Genomic DNA, 18,821 nt, shown 5'->3' with positions numbered 1-18,821 from the left:
AAATGCGAATCATTATCAATAAGATCTGAGGGAAAAGATGAAATCAGTGAAGCGAAATGGGCAACGCACTGGCTGGATGGGGCTTGGGGCCATGTTGTTGACGCTGGTGCTGGCTGGATGTGGCAGTGTGACCAGAGGACCTGCTGGGGAAAATGGCAAGCTGCCGCATGCCGCAGAGCGCCGCGAGATCAAGCTGGGCTTGGCTTTGGGCGGGGGCGCGGCACGAGGGTTCGCCCATCTGGGTGTGATCCAGGTGCTGGAGGAGGCCGGTTATCGACCGAGCCATGTGGTGGGCACATCGGCGGGCAGCCTGGTGGCCGCTTTGTACGCCAGTGGCAAAAGCACGGCCGAACTCGCCCGTTTGGCCGAAACCATGCAAGAGGCCGACATCACCGATTGGATGCTGCCGATACTGAACCGGGGCGCATTGCGCGGCGAGGCGCTGGCCAAGTACGTGAACACGCAGGTGGGCGGACGCAGCTTGGAGCAAATGAAGATCCCCTTGGGGATTGTGGCCACCGATCTGGGCAGCGGAGAGTCCATTACCTTCCGCCGTGGCAACACCGGGGCGGCTGTGCGCGCATCAAGTGCCGTGCCCGCCGTTTTTCAGCCCGTGCGCATCGGCGATCGTGAATACGTGGATGGCGGTTTGGTCGCACCAGTGCCGGTGCGTCAAGCCCGGGACATGGGGGCCAATTTCGTGATCGCGGTCGATATTTCAAGTGACCCCGAAGGCAATCCGTCGGGCGACACCTTCCAGATACTGATGCAGACCTTCGCCATCATGGGCAAGAGCATCAACACCTTGGCCTTGAAAGACGCCGACTTTGTGGTTCGTCCGGCACTGTCGGGGGTCAAAAGTGCCGATTTCGGTGCCCGCATGCGCTCTATAGAAGCAGGCCGTGTGGCCATGCGTGCCATGCTGCCCAGCCTGAAAGCTCGTCTGGCTGAGTTTGAAGCCGGGCGCTGAACGGGCGCAACACGCACAGGCAGACATAGACCCCCGATCGGGTCGGGGGTGACAGGGGGCGGGCATGACAGGGTTCGGGCGTGAACCCCCGATCGAGTCGGCTATTTGTCATACCCGCGCATTCGGGTATCCATGGCGATCGAAGGCAAGCAGACATGGACCCCCGATCAAGTCGGGGGTGACAGGGGGCGGGGGTGACAGGGTTTTGGCATGACAGGGTTCGGGCATGACAGGGTTCGGGCATGACAGGGTTCGGGCATGACAGGGTTCGGGCGTGTACCCCCGATCAAGTCGGGTGGGGCCAATGTCTGTCATGTGCTCAGGAAATCAGCACAAAAAAAGGGCTGATCTTGCGATCAGCCCTTGAAGGGATCCCTGTTTCCCAGACGAAATTCAAAGAGATCCGAGGAGACAACTTGTCAATGAAACAGTCGGAAGCATCAACGCCCGACTGTATTCAAAATCACTTCTTTTTGCCAGCTTTTGGTGTGGCCGTTTGTGTCACGGCAGCCAGGTTGGATTCGGCCAGATCTGTGGCTTGCTTGACGGCTTTTTGCACGGACTCGAAAGCGCTGTTGGCGGCAGTCACAGCACCCTTCATCATGGCCACGGCTTGCTCGGAACCGGCAGGCGCGTTGGATGCGGCGGTGTCCACCAAAGTGGCGAACTGCTTTTGAGCAGCAGCAGCTTGGGCTTCGAAGGCTTTGGTGAACTCGCCACCAGTGCCGGAAGCGATGTCATACAGGTGACGGCTGTAAGCCGCTGTTTTTTCAGCCAAAGGCTGAAACAGGCTGGCTTGCATGGCCAGCAGGTCTTGTGCGTCTTTCACGCTCAACACGGCTTGGGTGCTGTTGGCGGACTCGTCAAGAGCGGCTTTGGCAGCGCTCAGGTTCAGTTCAACCAGCTTTTCCACGCCTTCGAAGGCTTTGGCAGTCAAGCCAAACAGGGTTTCAACGTTGGCTTTGTGCGAGGCGACGATTTGTTCAGCGGTCATCATGAGGATCTCCAGATCAAAAAAATTAAGAGGGGTTTCAAAAAGACTGCGCCGAAACTGGCCGGGGCCGTACAACATTGTTGCAGTGCAGCATGATTTGAATTTTAGGGTTTTCACGGGGTATTGCAAGGGGATCGGGTGGCTTGGTGCGCAGTTTAGAGAGGGTTTTCTAGAATCGGGGGCTCCACAAGTTGACCCATGCACGCCTACTACGCCGACCACTTTGTCTTGCCCTTGCCCGAAGGCCACCGCTTTCCCATGCGCAAGTACAGCCGCTTGCGCGACCGACTGAGCGCAGAACTACCGGGCGTGCAGATGCGCGAAGCCCCCGCCGCCAGCGACGGCGAGCTGGCGCTGGTGCACACCCCCGCTTATGTACAAGGCGTTGCCACAGGGGGGCTTGATGCCGCTTTGCAGCGTGAAATCGGGTTTCCATGGAGCCTGGCCATGGCCGAGCGGGCCCGCCGTTCAGTGGGGGCCTCGGTGGCAGCGGCCCGCGATGCGCTGGCCCAAGGCGTGGCGGGCAACTTGGCAGGTGGCACGCACCATGCCTATGCACACAAGGGCGGCGGGTTTTGTGTTTTCAACGACATTGCCGTCACCGCCCGCCTGATGCAGGCCGAAGCCTGGCGGCACCACCGCCAAAAGATGAACGTGGCCGTGATCGACTTGGATGTGCACCAAGGCAACGGCACGGCGCACATTTTTGCCAACGACCCGAGCGTGTTCACCTTGTCGCTGCATGGCGAAAAGAACTTTCCGTTCCGCAAGGAAGCCAGCGACCTGGACGTGGGCCTGCCCGACGGCTGCACCGACGAGCCGTATTTGGCCGCGCTGCACCAAGCGCTGCAAACCCTGCAAGACCGGTTTGACCCGCATCTGGTGATTTACCTGGCTGGGGCCGACCCGCACGAAGGTGATCGCTTGGGGCGGCTCAAGCTCACAGCCGACGGCATGCAAGCCCGCGACCGCGTGGTCATGGACTGGGCCTGGCAGCGAAAACTGCCCGTGGTGATGTGCATGGGCGGGGGTTATGGCCACGACATCGAGACCACGGTGCAGGTGCAAATGCAAACTTGGGATGTGGCATTGGGCTATTGGCAACGCTGGCACAATCAACAGTCATGAATTCGCCCGCCACACCTTCCGTGAAGCCTCAAGCCGACGCCCGCAGCAGCTACAAGGCGTTCCGCGCCATTGGCACCCGCTGGATGGACAACGACGTTTACGGTCATGTGAACAACGTGGTCTATTACAGCTGGTTCGACACGGCGGTGAACGCCACGCTGATCGAGCAGGGCGTGCTCGACATCCACGCGGGTTCGACCATCGGCCTGGTGGTGGAAACCCAGTGTTTTTACTTTGCGCCGCTGGCCTTCCCGCAAACCATTGACGCGGGCATCCGCGTCGCCAAGCTGGGCACCTCGAGCGTGCGCTATGAGGTGGGTCTTTTCGCTCAAGGTGAAGACCTGACCGCCGCCCGAGGCCATTTTGTGCACGTGTACGTGGACCGCGAAACCCGTCGCCCCGTGCCCCTGCCTGCCGCACTCAAAACATTTCTGGAGACTTTGACATGAGCATTCTGAACATTGGATCCCAGGTCAGCACCCGCGTGAACGACCCGGCCAGCGTGGACGCGGCCATCCTGAGCCGCTTTTCGGCCCGCGCTTATTTGCCCCAGGCGGTGGAGCGCAGTGTTTTGCAAGAGGTGCTGAGCGTTGCGGCACGCTCGCCCAGCGGCACCAACACCCAGCCCTGGAAAGTCTATGTGCTGCAGGGCGCCAAGCGCGACGAGCTGGTGGCCAAGACCTGCGCCGCGCACGACGCCATCAGCGCCAACCCCGCGCTGGCGTCTGAATACGCAGAGTCCTACGACTATTACCCCGAAAAATGGGTCAGCCCCTACATCGACCGCCGCCGCGAATGCGGTTTTGGTCTCTATGGCGTGCTGGGCATCGGCAAAGGCGACAAAGAGCGCATGCACGCGCAGCACCAGCAAAACTTCCGCTTCTTTGATGCACCCGTGGGCCTGATCTTCACGATTGACAAGGTCATGGGTCGTGGCAGCTTGCTGGACTACGGCATGTTCTTGCAAAGCATCATGGTGGCAGCACGCTCGCGTGGCCTGCACACCTGCCCGCAAGCGGCGTGGAACGGCTTCTCCAAAATCATCCTGCCCCATGTGGGCGCGGGCGAGAACGAGATGGTCGTTTGCGGCATGGCGCTGGGTTATGCCGACGAGTCGGCGCTGGTCAACACTTTCCAGACCACCCGCGTGACGTCGCAGGATTTCACCCACTGGGTGGAGTGAGCTCGCAGTTCTGAGAAGAAAGGAACAAGTTTGGGTTTCGACGGCTTGGCGCTTCAACTGCTCAATGGCCTGAGCCACGCCACCACCTTGTTCCTGATGGCATCCGGGCTGACGCTGATTTTTGGCGTGACCCGGATTGTCAATTTCGCGCACGGCAGCTTCTTCATGCTGGGTGCTTTGTGGTCGGCACATGCCGTCACCCACTGGTGGCCCGCGATGGCCGACACCGCTTGGGGCTATGGCACGGCCATCCTTATGGGCGCGTGCCTGGCGGCCTTGCTCGGGGCCATCACCGAGGTGCTGCTCTTAAAGCGCATGCGCCATGCCCCCCAGCTCTACCAACTGGTCGCCACTTTTGGCCTGACGCTGGCGTTGCACGACGCCATGCGCTGGTATTTCGGGCCGGAAGAGGTTTTTGCCCCGCGCTTTCCGGGCCTCAAGGGCGCGATTGAACTGGGCGAGTCGTATTTCCCGACCTGGCAACTCTTCACGCTGGTGCTGGGCCCACTCGTCTGGCTGGGCCTGCACCTGTTGCTCACGCGCACGCTGTGGGGCCAGCGTGTCAAAGCCGCCACGCAAGACCGCGAGATGTTGGATGCCTTGGGCGTGAACCCCGCACCCCTCATGCTGGGCGTGGTCATGCTGGGCTGTGGCCTGGCCGGTTTGGCCGGGGCGCTGCAGCTGCCGCGTGAACCGGCCAATTTGCAGATGGACGTGAACGTGGTGGTCGAGACCTTTGTGGTCGTGGTCACGGGCGGGCTGGGCAGCATCGGCGGGGCTTTTGCTGCGGCTGTGCTGATTGGTGTGATCCATGCTTTGGGTGTGAGTTTTTTCCCGCAGGCCACGCTGGTGTTGGTGTTTTTGACCATGGCGGTGGTGTTGGTTTGGCGGCCTCAGGGCTTGGCTGGTTCTGCGGCCCATGCCGAACAGCGTGAAAGCGTACCCGTGTTTGCACTCTGGCCTGTGGCGTGGGTTGGGCGTGCGATGTTTGCGGCAGTTTTTGTGAGCTTGACGCTGTTGGCTTGGGGGCAGGGCGACTACGGGCGCAGCCTGGCAGAAGACGTGATGGTGATGATGTTGTTTGGCCTCAGCCTGCAGTGGATGATGGCGCTGGGCGGTCTGGTCAGTTTTGGCCATGCCGCATTTTTTGCACTGGGCGCTTATGGCGCGGCGCTGGCACACCTGCACTGGGGTTCGGGCCTGTTGACGTCCTTGGCCGCCGGCATGGCGCTGGCGCTGACCGTGGCCTTGGTTTTTGGCGCTTTGGTGGTGCGCAGCAGCGGGGTCTACTTGGCGATGCTGTCGCTGGCGCTGGCGCAAATGGTCTGGGCGGGCGCGACCCAATGGGTGGGCCTCACGGGGGGCGACAACGGACTGATTGGTCTGCGTCTGGTCGATCCCGAGCAACGTCCATTTTGGGATGCCGCGCTGTGCGCGGGCGTGTTGCTGGCGCTGGCGGGCATGGCCCGTGTGGTCGGGTCCAGTCGGGGCGCGGCTTTGCAGGCCTTGCGCGATGCCCCGCTGCGGGCAGCCGCCAGCGGTTTGCCGGTGCAGGCTTTGCGCTACCAGGTGTTTGTGGGCAGCGCCACTTTGGCCGGGCTGGCCGGGGGCTTGTGGGCCGCTTTCAAAGGCGCGGTCTTTCCCTCGGTGGCCTCGGTCGCCATGTCGGTCGATGCCTTGCTGGTCATTTTGTTGGGCGGGGTGCACCAGTTATGGGGTGCGGCAGTGGGCAGTGCACTTTTGGTCTGGGGCGGGGCCGAACTGGGGCAGGGGCTGGATTATTGGCGCGGCGTTTTGGGCTTGGTGATCATGGCCGTGATGGTGCTGGCCCCGAGCGGCGTGCTGGGTGGGGTGCAAATGTTGTTGACCCGGTTTGGGCCCATCAAGGGGCGAACCGCATGAGCCCGATGAACACAACCGTATTGCAGGTGCGCGGTCTGGCCAAGCATTTTGGCGGGGTGCGGGCGCTGGACGGTGTGGATTTTGACGTGCCAGCAGGCCAGTGCGTGGCCCTGATCGGGCCCAATGGCGCAGGCAAATCGACCTGTTTTGCCTGCCTGGCGGGTCAGCAGGTGCCCACGTCGGGTGATGTGCTCTGGCAAGGCCAGTCGCTTTTGGGCAAGCCGCCCGCCGAGCGTCAGCGCCTGGGCGTGGCCCGCACCTTTCAGGTGGCGCAAACCTTTGAGGCGCTCACGGTGCTGCAAAACATCCAGCTGGTGCTGCGCAGCGACCAGCTGCTGGCCTGGTGGGACCGGCTGGACCGCCGCCAGTCCGAGCGGGCGCTGCAACTGGTCGCGCAAGCGGGCTTGCAGGCTCAGGCCCATGCCAGCGTGGCCGACTTGCCCTATGGCGCGAAAAAGCGCCTGGAGCTGGCCATGGCCTTGGCGGGTTTGTCGGCCACCGGGCCATCCTTGCTGTTGCTGGATGAACCCGCTGCCGGTCTCGCCCTGGCCGAGCGTGCCGACATGATGGCGCTGGTGCGGCAGCTTGCCACGCAAGGCGTGACGGTGCTCTACACCGAACACAACATGGACGCCGTGTTTGGCGTAGCTGACCGGGTGCTTGTGCTCATACAAGGCCGCTTGGTGGCCGATGGCAAGCCCGAAGCCGTGGCGCAAGACCCGCAGGTGCGCGAGCGTTACCTGGGGTTCGACTTCGACATGAAAGGCCTGCTCGATGCTCACCGTTGAAGGTCTGAACGCCTGGTATGGCCAAGCTCAGGCATTGTTCAACGTCAGCCTGACGGTGGGCGAGGGCGAGCTGGTCGTCATTCAGGGTTTGAATGGCGCGGGCAAATCTACCTTGCTACAAAGCTTGATTGGCATCGGCCCCCGTGCGCAAGGCCGAATCCATTGGCAAGGCCAAGCGATTCAGAACTGGCCCGCCCATCGCCGAGCTCGGGCGGGCCTGGGTTTTGTGGCCGAAGACCGGCGCTTGTTCACTGGCTTGTCGGTGAAAGAAAACCTGTGGATCGCTGCCAGTTCTGGTTCCGCCCCAAGCGGTCAGGCCACGCCCGTGCAGCGCTTTGACCGCGTCATGGCTTTGTTTCCGCAGTTGCAGGTCATGTTGCACCGCTCGGCCAGCCAGATGAGTGGGGGCGAGCAGCAAATGCTGGCGCTGGCCCGCACGCTGATGACCGGCCCGCGATTACTGCTGTTGGACGAGCCTTGCGAGGGCATTGCTCCGGTGCTGGTGGCGGCCCTGCGCGATGCGTTGCTGCAACTGACCCAAGAAGGGGTGGCCATGCTGGTAGCCGAACAGAACCAGATTCTGGCCGGTCACGCGCAGCGGGTGTTGACGCTGGTCGGTGGTCGGCTGGCCTGAGCAGACTTCAAAGCCAGCGAAAGGCCAGTGCGGCCACCACGGTGGGCGGGATGGCTGCCAGCAAAAGCTTCAAGGGCGCGATGTTGCTGTCCGGAAAATATCCCTTGAGGATGGCTGCACCAGCTGGGTTGGGCGCATTGGCGATCAGCGTGAGGCCGCCGCCAGTCACCGCGCCGGCCACCAGCGCCACCTTGAAATCAGCACTCAAGCCAGGCACCAGTGAACCCAAGTAGGTGATGGCCGCATTGTCAGTGATAGCGGTGAGTAACATAGCGCCGTAAAAGACAGCATCGGCTGGCAAGCCCAGCAGCAAAGGTTCGAGCCACCACTGTTGCAAGCCACCCAGAACCACCAGCCCGGCCAGAAAGAACGATACCAGCAGCGCTTCGCGCAAGATCAGCGGACTTTGGTGCTCGCGCCAGGCTGTGACAAATCCCAGAAACAACAGCATCAACCCGATGAAAACCACCGGATGGTGTGCAAAAAAGACAACGCCGCCCAAAAACAGCAGATGCATGCCCATGATGCCTGCCGGGACGGATGCTCCTTGTGGGGCGGGCGCCTGTGGCAGTGCGGTCAGCTCGCGGCGGAACAGCCAGCTTGCCCCTAGGGCATTGACGAGCACAGCCAGGGCAGCTTTCCAGCCAAAGGTCTGAAGCATGAACGCAAAATCCCATTGCCATACGTGGGCGACCATGAGCACCGGGGGGGCGGCAAATGGCGTCAGCGTGCCGCCAATCGACACGTTGACGAAGAGCGCGCCCAATGTCGCGTATTTAAGCCGTTCGGACACGGCCTGGGCAAAGAGCGTGTCCCGCAGCAGCAGCGCCCCCAGGGTCATGGCGGCAGGCTCGGTGATGAACGAGCCCAGTAGCGGCAACAAGGCCATGACCAAAATGTAGGTGGGCATGCTCTGCGGCCCTGGCCACAAGCTGGCCAGGCGCACGACCAGCCGGTTTGCAAGGGTCAGCACTGGGCGGGTGCCTGCGATCACCATCACGGCGAAGACGAACAGCGGTTCTGTGAAATTGCGTGACTCCAGATAAGTCAGGGTTTGGTTTTGGCCGATCAGCATGAAGGACATGGCCATCAGGATGCTGGCCCAGAGGCCGAAAACAACCTCGACCTCGCCCAGCAGATGCCAAAGGCCGGCATAGCGAGGGTGCTTGCGGGCCAGCTGTTCAAAATGTCGGGTGGAAAACGAGTGAATCAGGGCCAGGGCAAAAATCGCAGCGGCAAGCCATTGCAGGGCGATGGGGACAGGCGTGGGCATGGAAAGACTCCGTTTGCGAGGCGGCCCGACCTTCGCAAAAAACCTGTTGCCCCGAATGCAGTGCAACACCCGCTGTAATCTTAGCGGATCGATCGGCCCCGCTGTCATATTTGGTTAATATCAGCCTTCCAGCTTTTGCGTCGCCCCGGTCTTGTGGGGCAGATAACCCCTGCCATGATCATCACCAGTCTGCTCGACACTGACCTCTACAAATTCACCATGATGCAGGTGGTGCTGCACCAATTTCCGGGGGCGCAGGTCGAATACAAATTCAAATGCCGCAACCCGGGCGTGCCGCTGGCCCCGTTTGCCAAGGAAATCCGGGAAGAAATCCGCTCCTTGTGCAGCCTGACTTTCAAAGAAGGGGAGCTGCAATACCTGCGATCGCTGCGCTTCATCAAAAGCGACTTTGTTGATTTTCTGGACTTGTTCAAACTCAATGAAAAATACATCCAGGTCACGGCGCTGGCCACAGGCGAGATCGACATCACCATCCAGGGCCCCTGGCTGCACACCATCTTGTTCGAGATCCCGGTGCTGGCCATCGTCAACGAGGTGTACTTCCGCAACACACAGAAGGTACCGGACCTGATGGAGGGCCGTCGCCGCCTGGACACCAAAATCGCTCAGTTGCAGGCCCCTGGTCTTGAGGCCCTCAAAATTGCCGACTACGGCACACGCCGCCGCTTTTCTCGGGCTTGGCACGAAGAGGTGCTGCGTGTCTTGTCAGCCCGTCTGGGCACTGGCCCAACAGGGCAGTTCGCAGGCACCAGCAATGTGTACTACGCCTATTTGCTGGGATTGACCCCGCTGGGCACCATGGCGCACGAGTATTTGCAGGCCTGCCAGGCACTGGGCCCACGCTTGCGCGACAGCCAGATTTTTGCTTTTGAGTCCTGGGCCAAGGAATACCGGGGCGATCTGGGCATTGCCCTGTCCGATGTGTACGGGTTCAATGCCTTTTTGCGTGACTTCGACTTGTACTTTTGCAAGCTGTTTGACGGGGCCCGTCACGACAGTGGTGACCCGTTCAGCTGGGGCGAGCGCATGATTGCGCACTACGAGCAAAACCGCGTCAACCCCAAAACCAAGACGCTGATCTTCAGCGACAGCCTGACCATTCCGCGCACGATCGAGTTGTTCGAGCAGTTCCGGGGCCGTTGCCAACTGGCTTTCGGGGTGGGCACCAACCTGACAAATGACCTGGGCTATGAGCCGCTGCAGATCGTCATCAAGATGACGCGTTGCAACGGCCAACCGGTGGCCAAATTGTCCGACACGCCTGGCAAGGGCATGTGCGACGACGAGAAGTATTTGGCCTATTTGCGCCAGGTTTTTGAAATCGACCCTTCGGTCGCTGTGCACTGATACGGAAAGCTGCCATTCATGTTGACCCTTTTGATTCTTGTATTTGTCTTGGCCTATGCCGCTATTGCCTTAGAGCACCCGCTCAAGGTGAATAAGACCGCCACGGCTTTGTTGGCCGCCGGACTCCTTTGGACCATTTACGCACTGGGGTCCAGCGACGCTGCTGCGGTGTCGCATGAATTGGGCGAGTCCTTGATGTCCACGGCGCAAATTGTGTTTTTCCTGATGGGGGCCATGGCCATCGTTGAGGTGATCGACGCGCACAACGGTTTCGAGGTGTTGACCTCGCGCATCAAGACGAGTTCACTCTCGCGTTTGATGTGGCTGGTGGGCTTGGTGACTTTCTTTCTGAGCGCTGTGCTGGACAACCTGACCACGGCCATCGTCATGGTGTCCTTGATGAAAAAGTTGCTCGCCCAGCGTGAGGACCGTCTCTTTTTTGCAGGTGCCATAGTCATCGCCGCGAATGCCGGTGGCGCGTGGACGCCCATTGGCGATGTCACCACGACCATGCTGTGGATCGGGGGACAAATTACCGCGCTGGAGATCATGAAAGGTTTGTTTTTGCCGTCCATCATCAGCTTGCTGGTGCCCCTGTCGGTCATGGCGTGGGTGTTGCGCGGACGTGCAGTGCAAGCACCGGTCCAAATGGACGGTGTCGACGGGTCCGGGACTACCGCCTTTGAGCGCAACCTGATGTTCATCCTAGGTTTGGGCATTCTGGTAGCCGTGCCTGTGTTCAAAGGCGTCACCCATTTGCCACCGTTCATGGGCATTTTGTTGGGGCTGGGGCTCTTGTGGCTGGTGGGCGATGTGGTGCACAAAGACAAGGAAGATGATGCCAAAACGCACCTCACCTTGGTCAGCGCCTTGACCCGTATTGACATGAGTGCGGTGTTGTTCTTTGTGGGCATCTTGCTGGCGGTGGCCACGCTTGAGCACACCCACATCTTGTCGTCCTTGGCCCAATGGCTGGACCGTGCCGTAGGGCGTCAAGATGTCATCGTGGTCATCATCGGCTTGGTCAGCGCGGTCGTTGACAACGTGCCCCTGGTGGCCGCGTCCATGGGCATGTACAGCTTGCAGCAATACCCCACCGACAGTTTCTTGTGGGAATTTTTGGCCTATTGCGCCGGTACTGGCGGCTCCATACTGATCATCGGTTCTGCTGCAGGCGTGGCGGCCATGGGCCTTGAAAAAATTGATTTTGTTTGGTATGCCAAAAAAATCAGCAGCTGGGCTTTGCTGGGCTACCTGGCCGGTGCTGTGGTTTACATGGTGCAATTCCAGCTGACACATTGAGCCCCCAGAGCTGTCGAATTGGAGAAATATCTTGAATCAAGCTGAAATTTTGGTCGCCCGTGCGATTTTCCCTGAGGTGCTGGATGTCTTGTCCTCTCACTTCAAAGTCGAAAGCAACCAAGCCGATGAGGTTTGGTCGGCGTCAGAATTGACCCGCCGCATGCAAGGCAAAGTAGGGGCTTTAACCACTGGTAGCGAGCGGATCGACGCGGCGCTCTTGCAAGCCAACCCCCAGCTGAAGATCGTGGCCAATATGGCTGTGGGGTTCAACAATTTTGATGTGCCGGCCATGACCGCCGCAGGTGTGCAGGCCACCAACACCCCCGACGTGCTGACCGAGACCACCGCCGACTTTGGCTTTGCACTGCTCATGGCCACGGCCCGCCGCATCACCGAAAGCGAGCATTTTTTGCGTGCCGGAAAGTGGACCAAGTGGAGCTACGACATGTTTGCCGGGGCCGAGGTGCATGGCTCGACCATCGGCATCATCGGCATGGGCCGCATCGGGCAGGGCATTGCCCGCCGCGCCGCGCACGGTTTTGGCATGAACGTGATTTACCACAACCGCTCACGTTTGAGCCCCGAGTTGGAGGCCGAATGCAAAGCCCGCTATGTGGGCAAACAAGAGCTGCTGCAAACCGCTGACCATGTGATGCTGGTGGTGCCTTACAGCGCCGAATCGCACCACACCATCGGTGCGGCCGAGTTGGCGCTGATGAAGCCCACCGCCACCTTGGTCAACATTGCACGCGGCGGCATCGTGGACGATGCGGCTTTGGCCAAGGCCTTGGCTGTGGGCCAGATCGCGGCGGCAGGCCTCGATGTGTTCGAGGGCGAGCCGCAGGTCCATCCCGACTTGCTCAAGGTGCCCAACGTGGTGTTGACGCCCCACATCGCCAGTGCCACGGTCAAGACCCGCCGGGCCATGGCTCAGTTGGCAGCCGACAACCTGGTGACGTACCTGACCCGTGGCCAGGCCCTGACACCGCTGAACACCTTGCCGGGCGCTGCGGCATGAACGAATGGATCTTGCTGGCCTTGGCGGGGCTGAACCTGCTGGTGCTTTTGGTTTTGCTGTTCCGCTCCAAAACCGCGCCAGATGAAGACGCAGACACTGCCGCAGATCAAATGGCCTGGCAGCTGCAACAGTTTGCGGCCGTGCAAGCCCAGACCGAGCGGCTGGAGCGCGAGCTGCGCACCGAAATCAGCCAGTCGGGTGTGCAAGGGCGTCAAGAATCCATGCAGACGCTCACGCTGTTCCAGCAATCGCTGTTGCAACAAAGCGCAGAAGCCACCCGCACGCAAAACCAGCAGATCGACGCGCTGGCCCAGCAACTGGCTTTGCTGCAAAAAAGCCTGACCGACAGCCTGGCGCAACAGGTCAATGCCTTGTCGGAGTCGAACGCCCGGCGCTTGACCGAGATGCGCGGCACCATGGAAACGCAGCTGGCTCAGCTCCAGCAAAGTAACGCGGCCAAACTGGACGAAATGCGCCAGACCGTGGACGAAAAACTCCAAGCCACGCTGCAAGCCCGCTTGGGCGAGAGCTTCAAGCAAGTGGCCGAGCGGCTGGAGCAAGTGCACAAAGGCTTGGGCGAAATGCACAACCTGGCCCAAGGCGTGGGCGACCTCAAACACCTGCTGACCAACGTCAAGACCCGCGGCATGTTTGGCGAAGCGCAACTGGCTTCGCTGCTTGAACAGGTGCTCACCCCAGAGCAATACGCGGTGCAGGTGGCCACCCGCCCCGGCGACAAAAACCGGGTGGACTTTGCGATCCGCCTGCCAGGCCGATCGGACAACGGCGACCCTGTTTGGCTGCCGATCGACGCCAAGTTCCCCAATGAAGACTATGAGCGCCTGCTGGAAGCGCAGGGCCGTGCCGACCCGGTGCAGGCCGAGCTGTGCGCCAAGGCGCTGGAAACCCGCATCCGACTCGAAGCCAAATCCATTGCCGAAAAGTACCTCGAACCACCTTACACCACCGACTTTGCCATTCTGTTTTTGCCCACCGAAGGCCTCTATGCCGAGGTGCTGCGCCGTCCCGGCTTGATGGAAACCTTGCAGCGCGACCACCGCGTCACGCTGGCAGGCCCGACCAATTTGATGGCCTTGCTCAATGCGCTGCAAATGGGCTTCAGGACTCTGGCCCTTGAAAAACGCTCCAGCGAAGTCTGGCAGGTGCTGGGTGCGGTCAAGACCGAGTTTGGCAAGTTTGGCGATGTGCTGGACAAGGTGCGCAACCAAACGCAAACCGTGCTCAACACCCTGGACCAGGCCCAGACCCGCAGCAACGTCATGAACCGGGCTTTGCGCCAGGTCGATGCCTTGCCCGAACCCGAGGCGCAAGCGCTCTTGCCCGGCGGTGACGCTTGACAACGCCCTCGGGGCAGCCTGACCCGGCATGAAAAACCCCTTGCCTCGGCTCATCGCAGGACAGATTTTCTTGCACGCGTGCATGGCGGGCATGCGCATGGCGATCCCCTTGCTGGCCCTCAAACAGGGCTTCAGTGCCATGGCTGTGGGGGCCTTGCTGGCTTTGTTTGCCTTGACCCAGGTGTTTCTGGCTTTGCCCGCAGGGCGTTATGCCGATCGCAAGGGACTCAAAAAGCCTTTGCTGATCAGCGTGGTCATGTCGTCTGTAGGGGCCGGGCTCTCGGTCTTGTGGCCGATTTTTCCGGTCATGTGCATCAGCGCCTTGGCCACTGGCGGTGCCACCGGCATGGCCGTCATTTCACTGCAACGCCACGTCGGCCGCATGGCTCAAGACCCGACCGAACTCAAGGCCGCCTTCAGCTGGTTGTCGATTGGCCCGGCCATTTCCAACTTTTTGGGGCCGGTGCTGGCGGGCTTGCTGATTGATTACGCCGGGCCTGAGTCTGCCCACGTCACGGGCTTTCGTTGGGCCTTTTTGTTGATGGCGGTGTTGCCTTTGAGCACCTGGTTTTGGGTGCGCAGGGTGCCTGAGCTTCACAGCCCCAAGTCCATTGACAACGCCGCGCCACGCCGTGCCATGGACTTGCTGGCCGAACCCATGATGCGGCGCTTGCTGGGCGTCAACTGGCTGCTGTCGTCTTGCTGGGATGTGCACACCTTTGTGGTGCCTGTTCTGGGGCATGAGCGGGGCTTCAGTGCCTCGGTGGTGGGCACCATCTTGGGCGCTTTCGCCATCGCTGCGGCCTTCATCCGGGTCTGTTTGCCCTGGATTTCGCGCCATGTGCAAGAACACCAGATCATCACCGGGGCCATGCTGTGCACGGCGCTGCTGTTTGGTCTTTACCCCTTCATGCCCACGCCCTGGAGCATGGGGCTGTGCTCGGTGCTGCTGGGTTTGGTGCTGGGCACGGTGCAGCCCATGATCATGAGCACTTTGCACCAGATCACGCCACAGCACCGCCAAGGTGAAGCGCTGGGGTTGCGCCTGATGAGCATCAACGCTTCCAGCGTGCTCATGCCCATGCTGTTTGGTGCGGCGGGCGCCATTGCCGGTGTGTCTCCGGTGTTCTGGGTGGTGGGCGGTGCCGTGGGCTGGGGCTCGCGTGCCGCTTGGCGGCTCCGCCCCGGCAAGAACCACTGATCGCGCAGATTCGGCCGCAGGGGCGGCCTCCTACAACTTGGAAATGTTCAACTGGTAGAAGTCACAAATCACCTGCCATGCCGCTTCGGGCGTGTCCACATAGCGAAACAGCTTCAGGTCGTCTTTGGAAATCGTGCCTTCTTCCACCAGCACATCCATGTTGATCAGGCGTTTCCAGTAATCGCTGCCAAACAGCAAGATCGGCACAGGGCGGGCTTTGCGCGTTTGCACCAGCGTCATCACTTCAAACAGCTCGTCCAGCGTGCCAAACCCACCCGGAAAGGCCACCAAGGCCTTGGCACGCATCATGAAGTGCATTTTGCGCAACGCAAAGTAGTGGAACTTGAAGCTCAGCTCGGGCGTGACGTAAGGGTTGGGGTGTTGCTCGTGAGGCAGGGCGATGTTGAGCGCCACCGAGGGCGCACCTGCTTCTTGCGCACCCCGGTTGGCCGCTTCCATGATGCCGGGTCCGCCACCTGTGCAAATGTAGAGTTTTTCGTCGTCGGGCAAGCAAGAGCAAGACTGCGCCACCAGACGCGAGAAAACCCGGGCGTTTTCGTAATGTTGTGCGTTGCGTACCCCGGTTTCGGCTTGGGCGATGTCTTGTGGCTGGCCGCTGAGCTCAGCGACCTGCAGCTGGGCCTGCGCCATGGCCATGTCCGGGAAGCGGGCACTGCCAAATACCACCACCGTGTGCTCAATGTTGGCCTCGGTCTGCGCCAGATCGGGTTTGAGCATTTCCAATTGAAATCGGATGCCCCGGGTCTCGCGGCGCAGCAAAAACTCGGGGTCGGCAAAGGCCAGGCGGCTGGCTTGCTGCTCCAGCATGCCCGCATCGTGAAATTCGGTGTGTGTTTCAGCCCAGGCGTGAGGCAAAGAAGGCGCTTTCAGGTCTTGAATCGATTGCATGTTGCCATTGTGCCTTTGCACTGTGGCGTTTGATTCGGCTTGCTAAGGCAAGCGCCCATGAAAAAAGCCCCTTGCGGGGCTTTTGTCGGGGAACGTCTTCGATCAGACGCGCTTGCGGTATTCGCCAGTGCGTGTGTCGATTTCGATCTTGTCGCCTTGGGCCACAAACAAAGGCACGGGCACTTCCAAGCCGGTTGCGATTTTGGCTGGCTTGAGCACTTTGCCGGAGGTGTCGCCTTTGACGGCGGGCTCGGTCCAAGTGATTTCGCGCACCACGCTGGTGGGCAATTCCACCGAGATGGCTTTCTCGTTGTAGAACACCACTTCGAGTTCCATGCCGTCTTCGAGGTAGTTCAAAGCGTCGCCCATGTTGGTGGCTTCGACTTCGTACTGGTTGAACTCGGTGTCCATGCATACATACATGGGGTCTGCGAAGTAAGAGTAGGTGCAATCTTTTTTGTCCAGAATGACCTGGTCCATCTTGTCGTCGGCACGGAAAACCACTTCAGTACCGAAGTTGGCGATCAGGCTTTTGAGCTTCATGCGGACAGTGGACGAGCCACGACCGCCACGCTGGTATTCGGTGCGCAGGACGACCATGGGGTCTTTGCCGTGCATGATGACGTTGCCGACGCGGATTTCTTGAGCGGTTTTCATAGGATTTGAATCTGGAATGAAGAGGGATGGCCCTAGGCCAAGCCCATTATTCTAACCTCTGGAGGTCGGTTTTTTGGCAGGCAAGGTGGGCAGTGATCAATCCCGTGCCGTCAGGCCATGCGCCAGGCCCCCCAGCACAATGCCGCCCAAGGCCCAAAAAATGTCGGTGTTGCCTGTGCCCAACGCCGCAATGGCCGGGCCTGGGCAGACGCCAGACAAGCCCCAGCCCACGCCAAAAATGGCCGAGCCGATCAGGGTCTGGCGGTTCCAACTGGCGGGCTGGGTCAAGAACTGACCACCCAGCAAAGGACGGCCCAACCAGCGCGGAAAGCCTTTGTAGGCCAGCATGGCCAGGCCTGCGGCACCGCCCATGACCAGCATCAGGCCCCAGTCCTTGAACTGCAAAAATCCGATGACGACTTCGGGCTGCACCATGGTGGCCAGCGACAGGCCAAAGCCAAACAGCGCCCCGGCGATCAGGGTGACCAGCGCTTTGGGCAGGGTGAGGGTGTGTGGATTCACGGTGTTCATGCCAGGCCTTTCGTGGTGATGGCTAATAGGTTGGCGGTCAAAAATGCGGTGGCCATGAAAGTCAGCACCGCGCCCAGCGAGGGCAATTGCAGCGCGCCCAGCCCGCAAATGCCGTGGCCTGAAGTGCAGCCGTTGCCCAAACGAGCGCCATAACCCACCAAAAAACCGCCAATCAACAGCTGCCACGCAGGCACGCTGGTGTGCTGCGCTTCACCACCCGCCAGCGCAAAGCGCCAGACCAACGCGCCCAGCACCACGCCCAGCGCGTAGACCAGACGCCAGTGGCGCGAACTGAGAAAGCGGTCTTGCTGAAAAAACGCCCGTTTGGACACAAACGACCAACTGCTGGAAAAGACGGAACTCATGCCGCCAACCCAGCCGTTGAACAAATAAAGCAGCGCCACGCCAGCGCCAATCGTCAGGCCGCCCAGCAGGTAGTGCTGCCAGCCGAGGGGAAAGAGGGTGTTGATGAGGGTCATGGGGCGGGATTATCGGGGCTGTGAAGGGGTGACCTGGATGTCATTGTTTTGCACAAACGCAAGGAGTTGCGTGATGAGTGGCTTTTGCGCCAACAAGCGATCGAGGGCTGCTTGAGCACAGGTTGCCCAGGTTCCCAGGTTGTTGGCTGCCAATGTAGGCAGTTCTGGGTTTTCCATTCCATTCCAGACCCGTTGCGCCTTGCGCAAGCTTTCAGGTGCTTGCATCCAGTCCAAAAAGGCTTCCAGCTTGTCGTGGTGGGCGTTGTCGTCCTGCGGGTAAATGTGCCAGATGAAGGGCCGGCCTGCCCACAGGGCACGCACCAGTGAGTCTTCGCCGCGCACAAAGTTGAGGTCGCAGGCCCAGAGCATCTCGTCAAAGCCGTCTTGGCTTGTGTAGGGCAGGGCGTTCCAGTTGGGGTGCACCGCCATGCCTGCCAGTGCTTGCTGCACTGCCGCCAGTGGGCGGCCGGGGGTGACGAGCAGGTGGTGGGGGGTGTCCACCAGTTGTGCCAGCAGTTGGGGCAGGGCGGCGGGTTCGTAGCAGAACAGGCTGATCAGCAGGCCATCCGGGGCCAGGTGGGGGGCGTGCTGTTGGCGCCAGGCCGAGCGTTTGACAAGGTCAAAGTTTTGCTGGCGCTCAAGCAAGTCGGTTTCGCGCAGCAGGCCACCCGTGTCCTCTGTGAAGCCGGGGTAGAAAAATGTCTTGGTCCAGCCCTTGGCCGGGCCGCTCATCACGGGCGAAGGCAGCTGGTGCATGCGGGGCACCCAGTCTTCGGCGCTCAGGTATTCGAGGTTGATCCACCTAGGTTGTTGCGCCTGAGTGGCGACACCGTGCGCCACAAAGTTTTCGGGCAAGGTGCAGCCAAAGGCTTCGACCCAGACATCGGCCGGGGGCAGCGTTTTCAGGGTGCTGGCTTGGTTGGCATCGGTCCAGGGCCGCACTTCGATGCCGGGTTCCTGGTGGGCGTTGGGGGCCATCCAGGCCAGTGCCGAGGCGTCGTCCACCCACAGGCGCACGCGCTGACCGGCATCGCGCAGCTGGCGCGTCAGGCGCCAGCACACGCCCAGGTCGCCGTGGTTGTCGATGACGGTGCAGAAGATGTCCCAGAGTTGGCCGGTTTGCATT

Annotated in this window: 19 protein-coding genes; 12 read left to right on the top strand and 7 right to left on the bottom strand. The window is 60.8% G+C overall.

Annotated elements, in window-relative coordinates; translation table 11 throughout:
• Positions 1–37: 37 nt before the first annotated feature.
• A complete protein-coding gene (locus B9Z37_RS01175; RefSeq protein WP_407067208.1) occupies positions 38–970 on the top strand; it encodes a patatin-like phospholipase family protein in 933 nt (310 codons plus the stop codon).
• A gap of 463 nt (positions 971–1,433) precedes the next feature.
• Here B9Z37_RS01175 and B9Z37_RS01170 read toward each other — a convergent pair whose 3' ends face one another.
• The gene (locus B9Z37_RS01170) at positions 1,434–1,967 is read right to left on the bottom strand and encodes a phasin family protein (RefSeq protein WP_108311232.1); all 534 of its coding nucleotides are present in this window, start codon (positions 1,965–1,967) and stop codon (positions 1,434–1,436) included.
• 195 nt (positions 1,968–2,162) lie between these two features.
• On the opposite strand from B9Z37_RS01170, the gene B9Z37_RS01165 reads away from it, so the two are divergent.
• From B9Z37_RS01165 to B9Z37_RS01140, 6 genes are read left to right on the top strand one after another with little or no spacing between them, the layout of a single operon-like run.
• Positions 2,163–3,092 carry a histone deacetylase family protein gene (locus tag B9Z37_RS01165; protein ID WP_108311231.1) on the top strand — a complete coding sequence of 310 codons (930 nt, stop codon included), beginning with the start codon at positions 2,163–2,165 and terminating at the stop codon, positions 3,090–3,092.
• Positions 3,089–3,541, top strand: coding sequence for an acyl-CoA thioesterase (locus B9Z37_RS01160; protein ID WP_108311230.1), 453 nt, complete (start codon positions 3,089–3,091; stop codon positions 3,539–3,541). Before B9Z37_RS01165 ends, B9Z37_RS01160 begins: the two co-directional genes overlap by 4 nt.
• On the top strand, positions 3,538–4,275 hold the full coding sequence (locus B9Z37_RS01155; protein WP_108311229.1) for a nitroreductase: 738 nt from the start codon (positions 3,538–3,540) through the stop codon (positions 4,273–4,275). Before B9Z37_RS01160 ends, B9Z37_RS01155 begins: the two co-directional genes overlap by 4 nt.
• Positions 4,276–4,305: 30 nt before the next feature.
• The gene (locus B9Z37_RS01150) at positions 4,306–6,177 is read left to right on the top strand and encodes an ABC transporter permease (protein WP_108311228.1); all 1,872 of its coding nucleotides are present in this window, start codon (positions 4,306–4,308) and stop codon (positions 6,175–6,177) included.
• Positions 6,178–6,182: 5 nt separating this feature from the next.
• Entirely contained in the window at positions 6,183–6,965 is a 783-nt protein-coding gene (locus B9Z37_RS01145) for an ABC transporter ATP-binding protein (protein WP_108311839.1), read from the top strand.
• Complete coding sequence (locus B9Z37_RS01140; protein ID WP_108311227.1) at positions 6,952–7,599, top strand: ABC transporter ATP-binding protein; 648 nt, start codon at positions 6,952–6,954, stop codon at positions 7,597–7,599. The genes B9Z37_RS01145 and B9Z37_RS01140 overlap by 14 nt, the downstream gene beginning before the upstream one ends.
• Before the next feature lie 7 nt (positions 7,600–7,606).
• On the opposite strand, the gene B9Z37_RS01135 is transcribed toward B9Z37_RS01140, so the two are convergent.
• Complete coding sequence (locus B9Z37_RS01135; RefSeq protein ID WP_108311226.1) at positions 7,607–8,872, bottom strand: putative Na+/H+ antiporter; 1,266 nt, start codon at positions 8,870–8,872, stop codon at positions 7,607–7,609.
• Between the two features lie 174 nt (positions 8,873–9,046).
• Between B9Z37_RS01135 and pncB the strand changes: the two genes are divergently transcribed.
• The 5 genes from pncB to B9Z37_RS01110 are packed head-to-tail and all read left to right on the top strand — an operon-like array spanning position 9,047 to position 15,119.
• A complete protein-coding gene (gene pncB, locus B9Z37_RS01130) occupies positions 9,047–10,240 on the top strand; it encodes a nicotinate phosphoribosyltransferase (protein ID WP_108311225.1) in 1,194 nt (397 codons plus the stop codon).
• A gap of 18 nt (positions 10,241–10,258) precedes the next feature.
• Positions 10,259–11,542, top strand: coding sequence for a sodium:proton antiporter NhaD (gene nhaD / locus B9Z37_RS01125; protein WP_108311224.1), 1,284 nt, complete (start codon positions 10,259–10,261; stop codon positions 11,540–11,542).
• Positions 11,543–11,573: 31 nt separating this feature from the next.
• Complete coding sequence (locus B9Z37_RS01120; protein ID WP_108311223.1) at positions 11,574–12,560, top strand: 2-hydroxyacid dehydrogenase; 987 nt, start codon at positions 11,574–11,576, stop codon at positions 12,558–12,560.
• The gene (locus B9Z37_RS01115) at positions 12,557–13,918 is read left to right on the top strand and encodes a DNA recombination protein RmuC (RefSeq protein WP_108311222.1); all 1,362 of its coding nucleotides are present in this window, start codon (positions 12,557–12,559) and stop codon (positions 13,916–13,918) included. The genes B9Z37_RS01120 and B9Z37_RS01115 overlap by 4 nt, the downstream gene beginning before the upstream one ends.
• Positions 13,919–13,946: 28 nt before the next feature.
• Positions 13,947–15,119, top strand: a complete 1,173-nt coding sequence (locus B9Z37_RS01110) for an MFS transporter (protein ID WP_108311221.1) — start codon at positions 13,947–13,949, stop codon at positions 15,117–15,119.
• 30 nt (positions 15,120–15,149) lie between these two features.
• On the opposite strand, the gene B9Z37_RS01105 is transcribed toward B9Z37_RS01110, so the two are convergent.
• From B9Z37_RS01105 to earP, 5 genes are all read right to left on the bottom strand, one after another.
• The gene (locus B9Z37_RS01105) at positions 15,150–16,028 is read right to left on the bottom strand and encodes an LOG family protein (protein ID WP_108311838.1); all 879 of its coding nucleotides are present in this window, start codon (positions 16,026–16,028) and stop codon (positions 15,150–15,152) included.
• 102 nt (positions 16,029–16,130) lie between these two features.
• Positions 16,131–16,685: an elongation factor P gene (gene efp, locus B9Z37_RS01100; RefSeq protein WP_108311220.1), complete on the bottom strand. Its 555-nt coding sequence runs from the start codon at positions 16,683–16,685 to the stop codon at positions 16,131–16,133.
• Between the two features lie 96 nt (positions 16,686–16,781).
• Positions 16,782–17,216, bottom strand: a complete 435-nt coding sequence (locus B9Z37_RS01095) for a DUF6691 family protein (RefSeq protein ID WP_108311219.1) — start codon at positions 17,214–17,216, stop codon at positions 16,782–16,784.
• A complete protein-coding gene (locus tag B9Z37_RS01090; RefSeq protein ID WP_108311218.1) occupies positions 17,213–17,695 on the bottom strand; it encodes a YeeE/YedE family protein in 483 nt (160 codons plus the stop codon). Before B9Z37_RS01090 ends, B9Z37_RS01095 begins: the two co-directional genes overlap by 4 nt.
• A gap of 9 nt (positions 17,696–17,704) precedes the next feature.
• Positions 17,705–18,820, bottom strand: a complete 1,116-nt coding sequence (gene earP, locus B9Z37_RS01085; RefSeq protein WP_108311217.1) for an elongation factor P maturation arginine rhamnosyltransferase EarP — start codon at positions 18,818–18,820, stop codon at positions 17,705–17,707.
• Between the last annotated feature and the right edge of the window lies 1 nt (position 18,821).

This window comes from Limnohabitans parvus II-B4 (assembly GCF_003063455.1).
Taxonomy (GTDB): domain Bacteria; phylum Pseudomonadota; class Gammaproteobacteria; order Burkholderiales; family Burkholderiaceae_C; genus Limnohabitans_A; species Limnohabitans_A parvus.
This window is presented reverse-complemented; position numbering and strand designations above follow the sequence as displayed.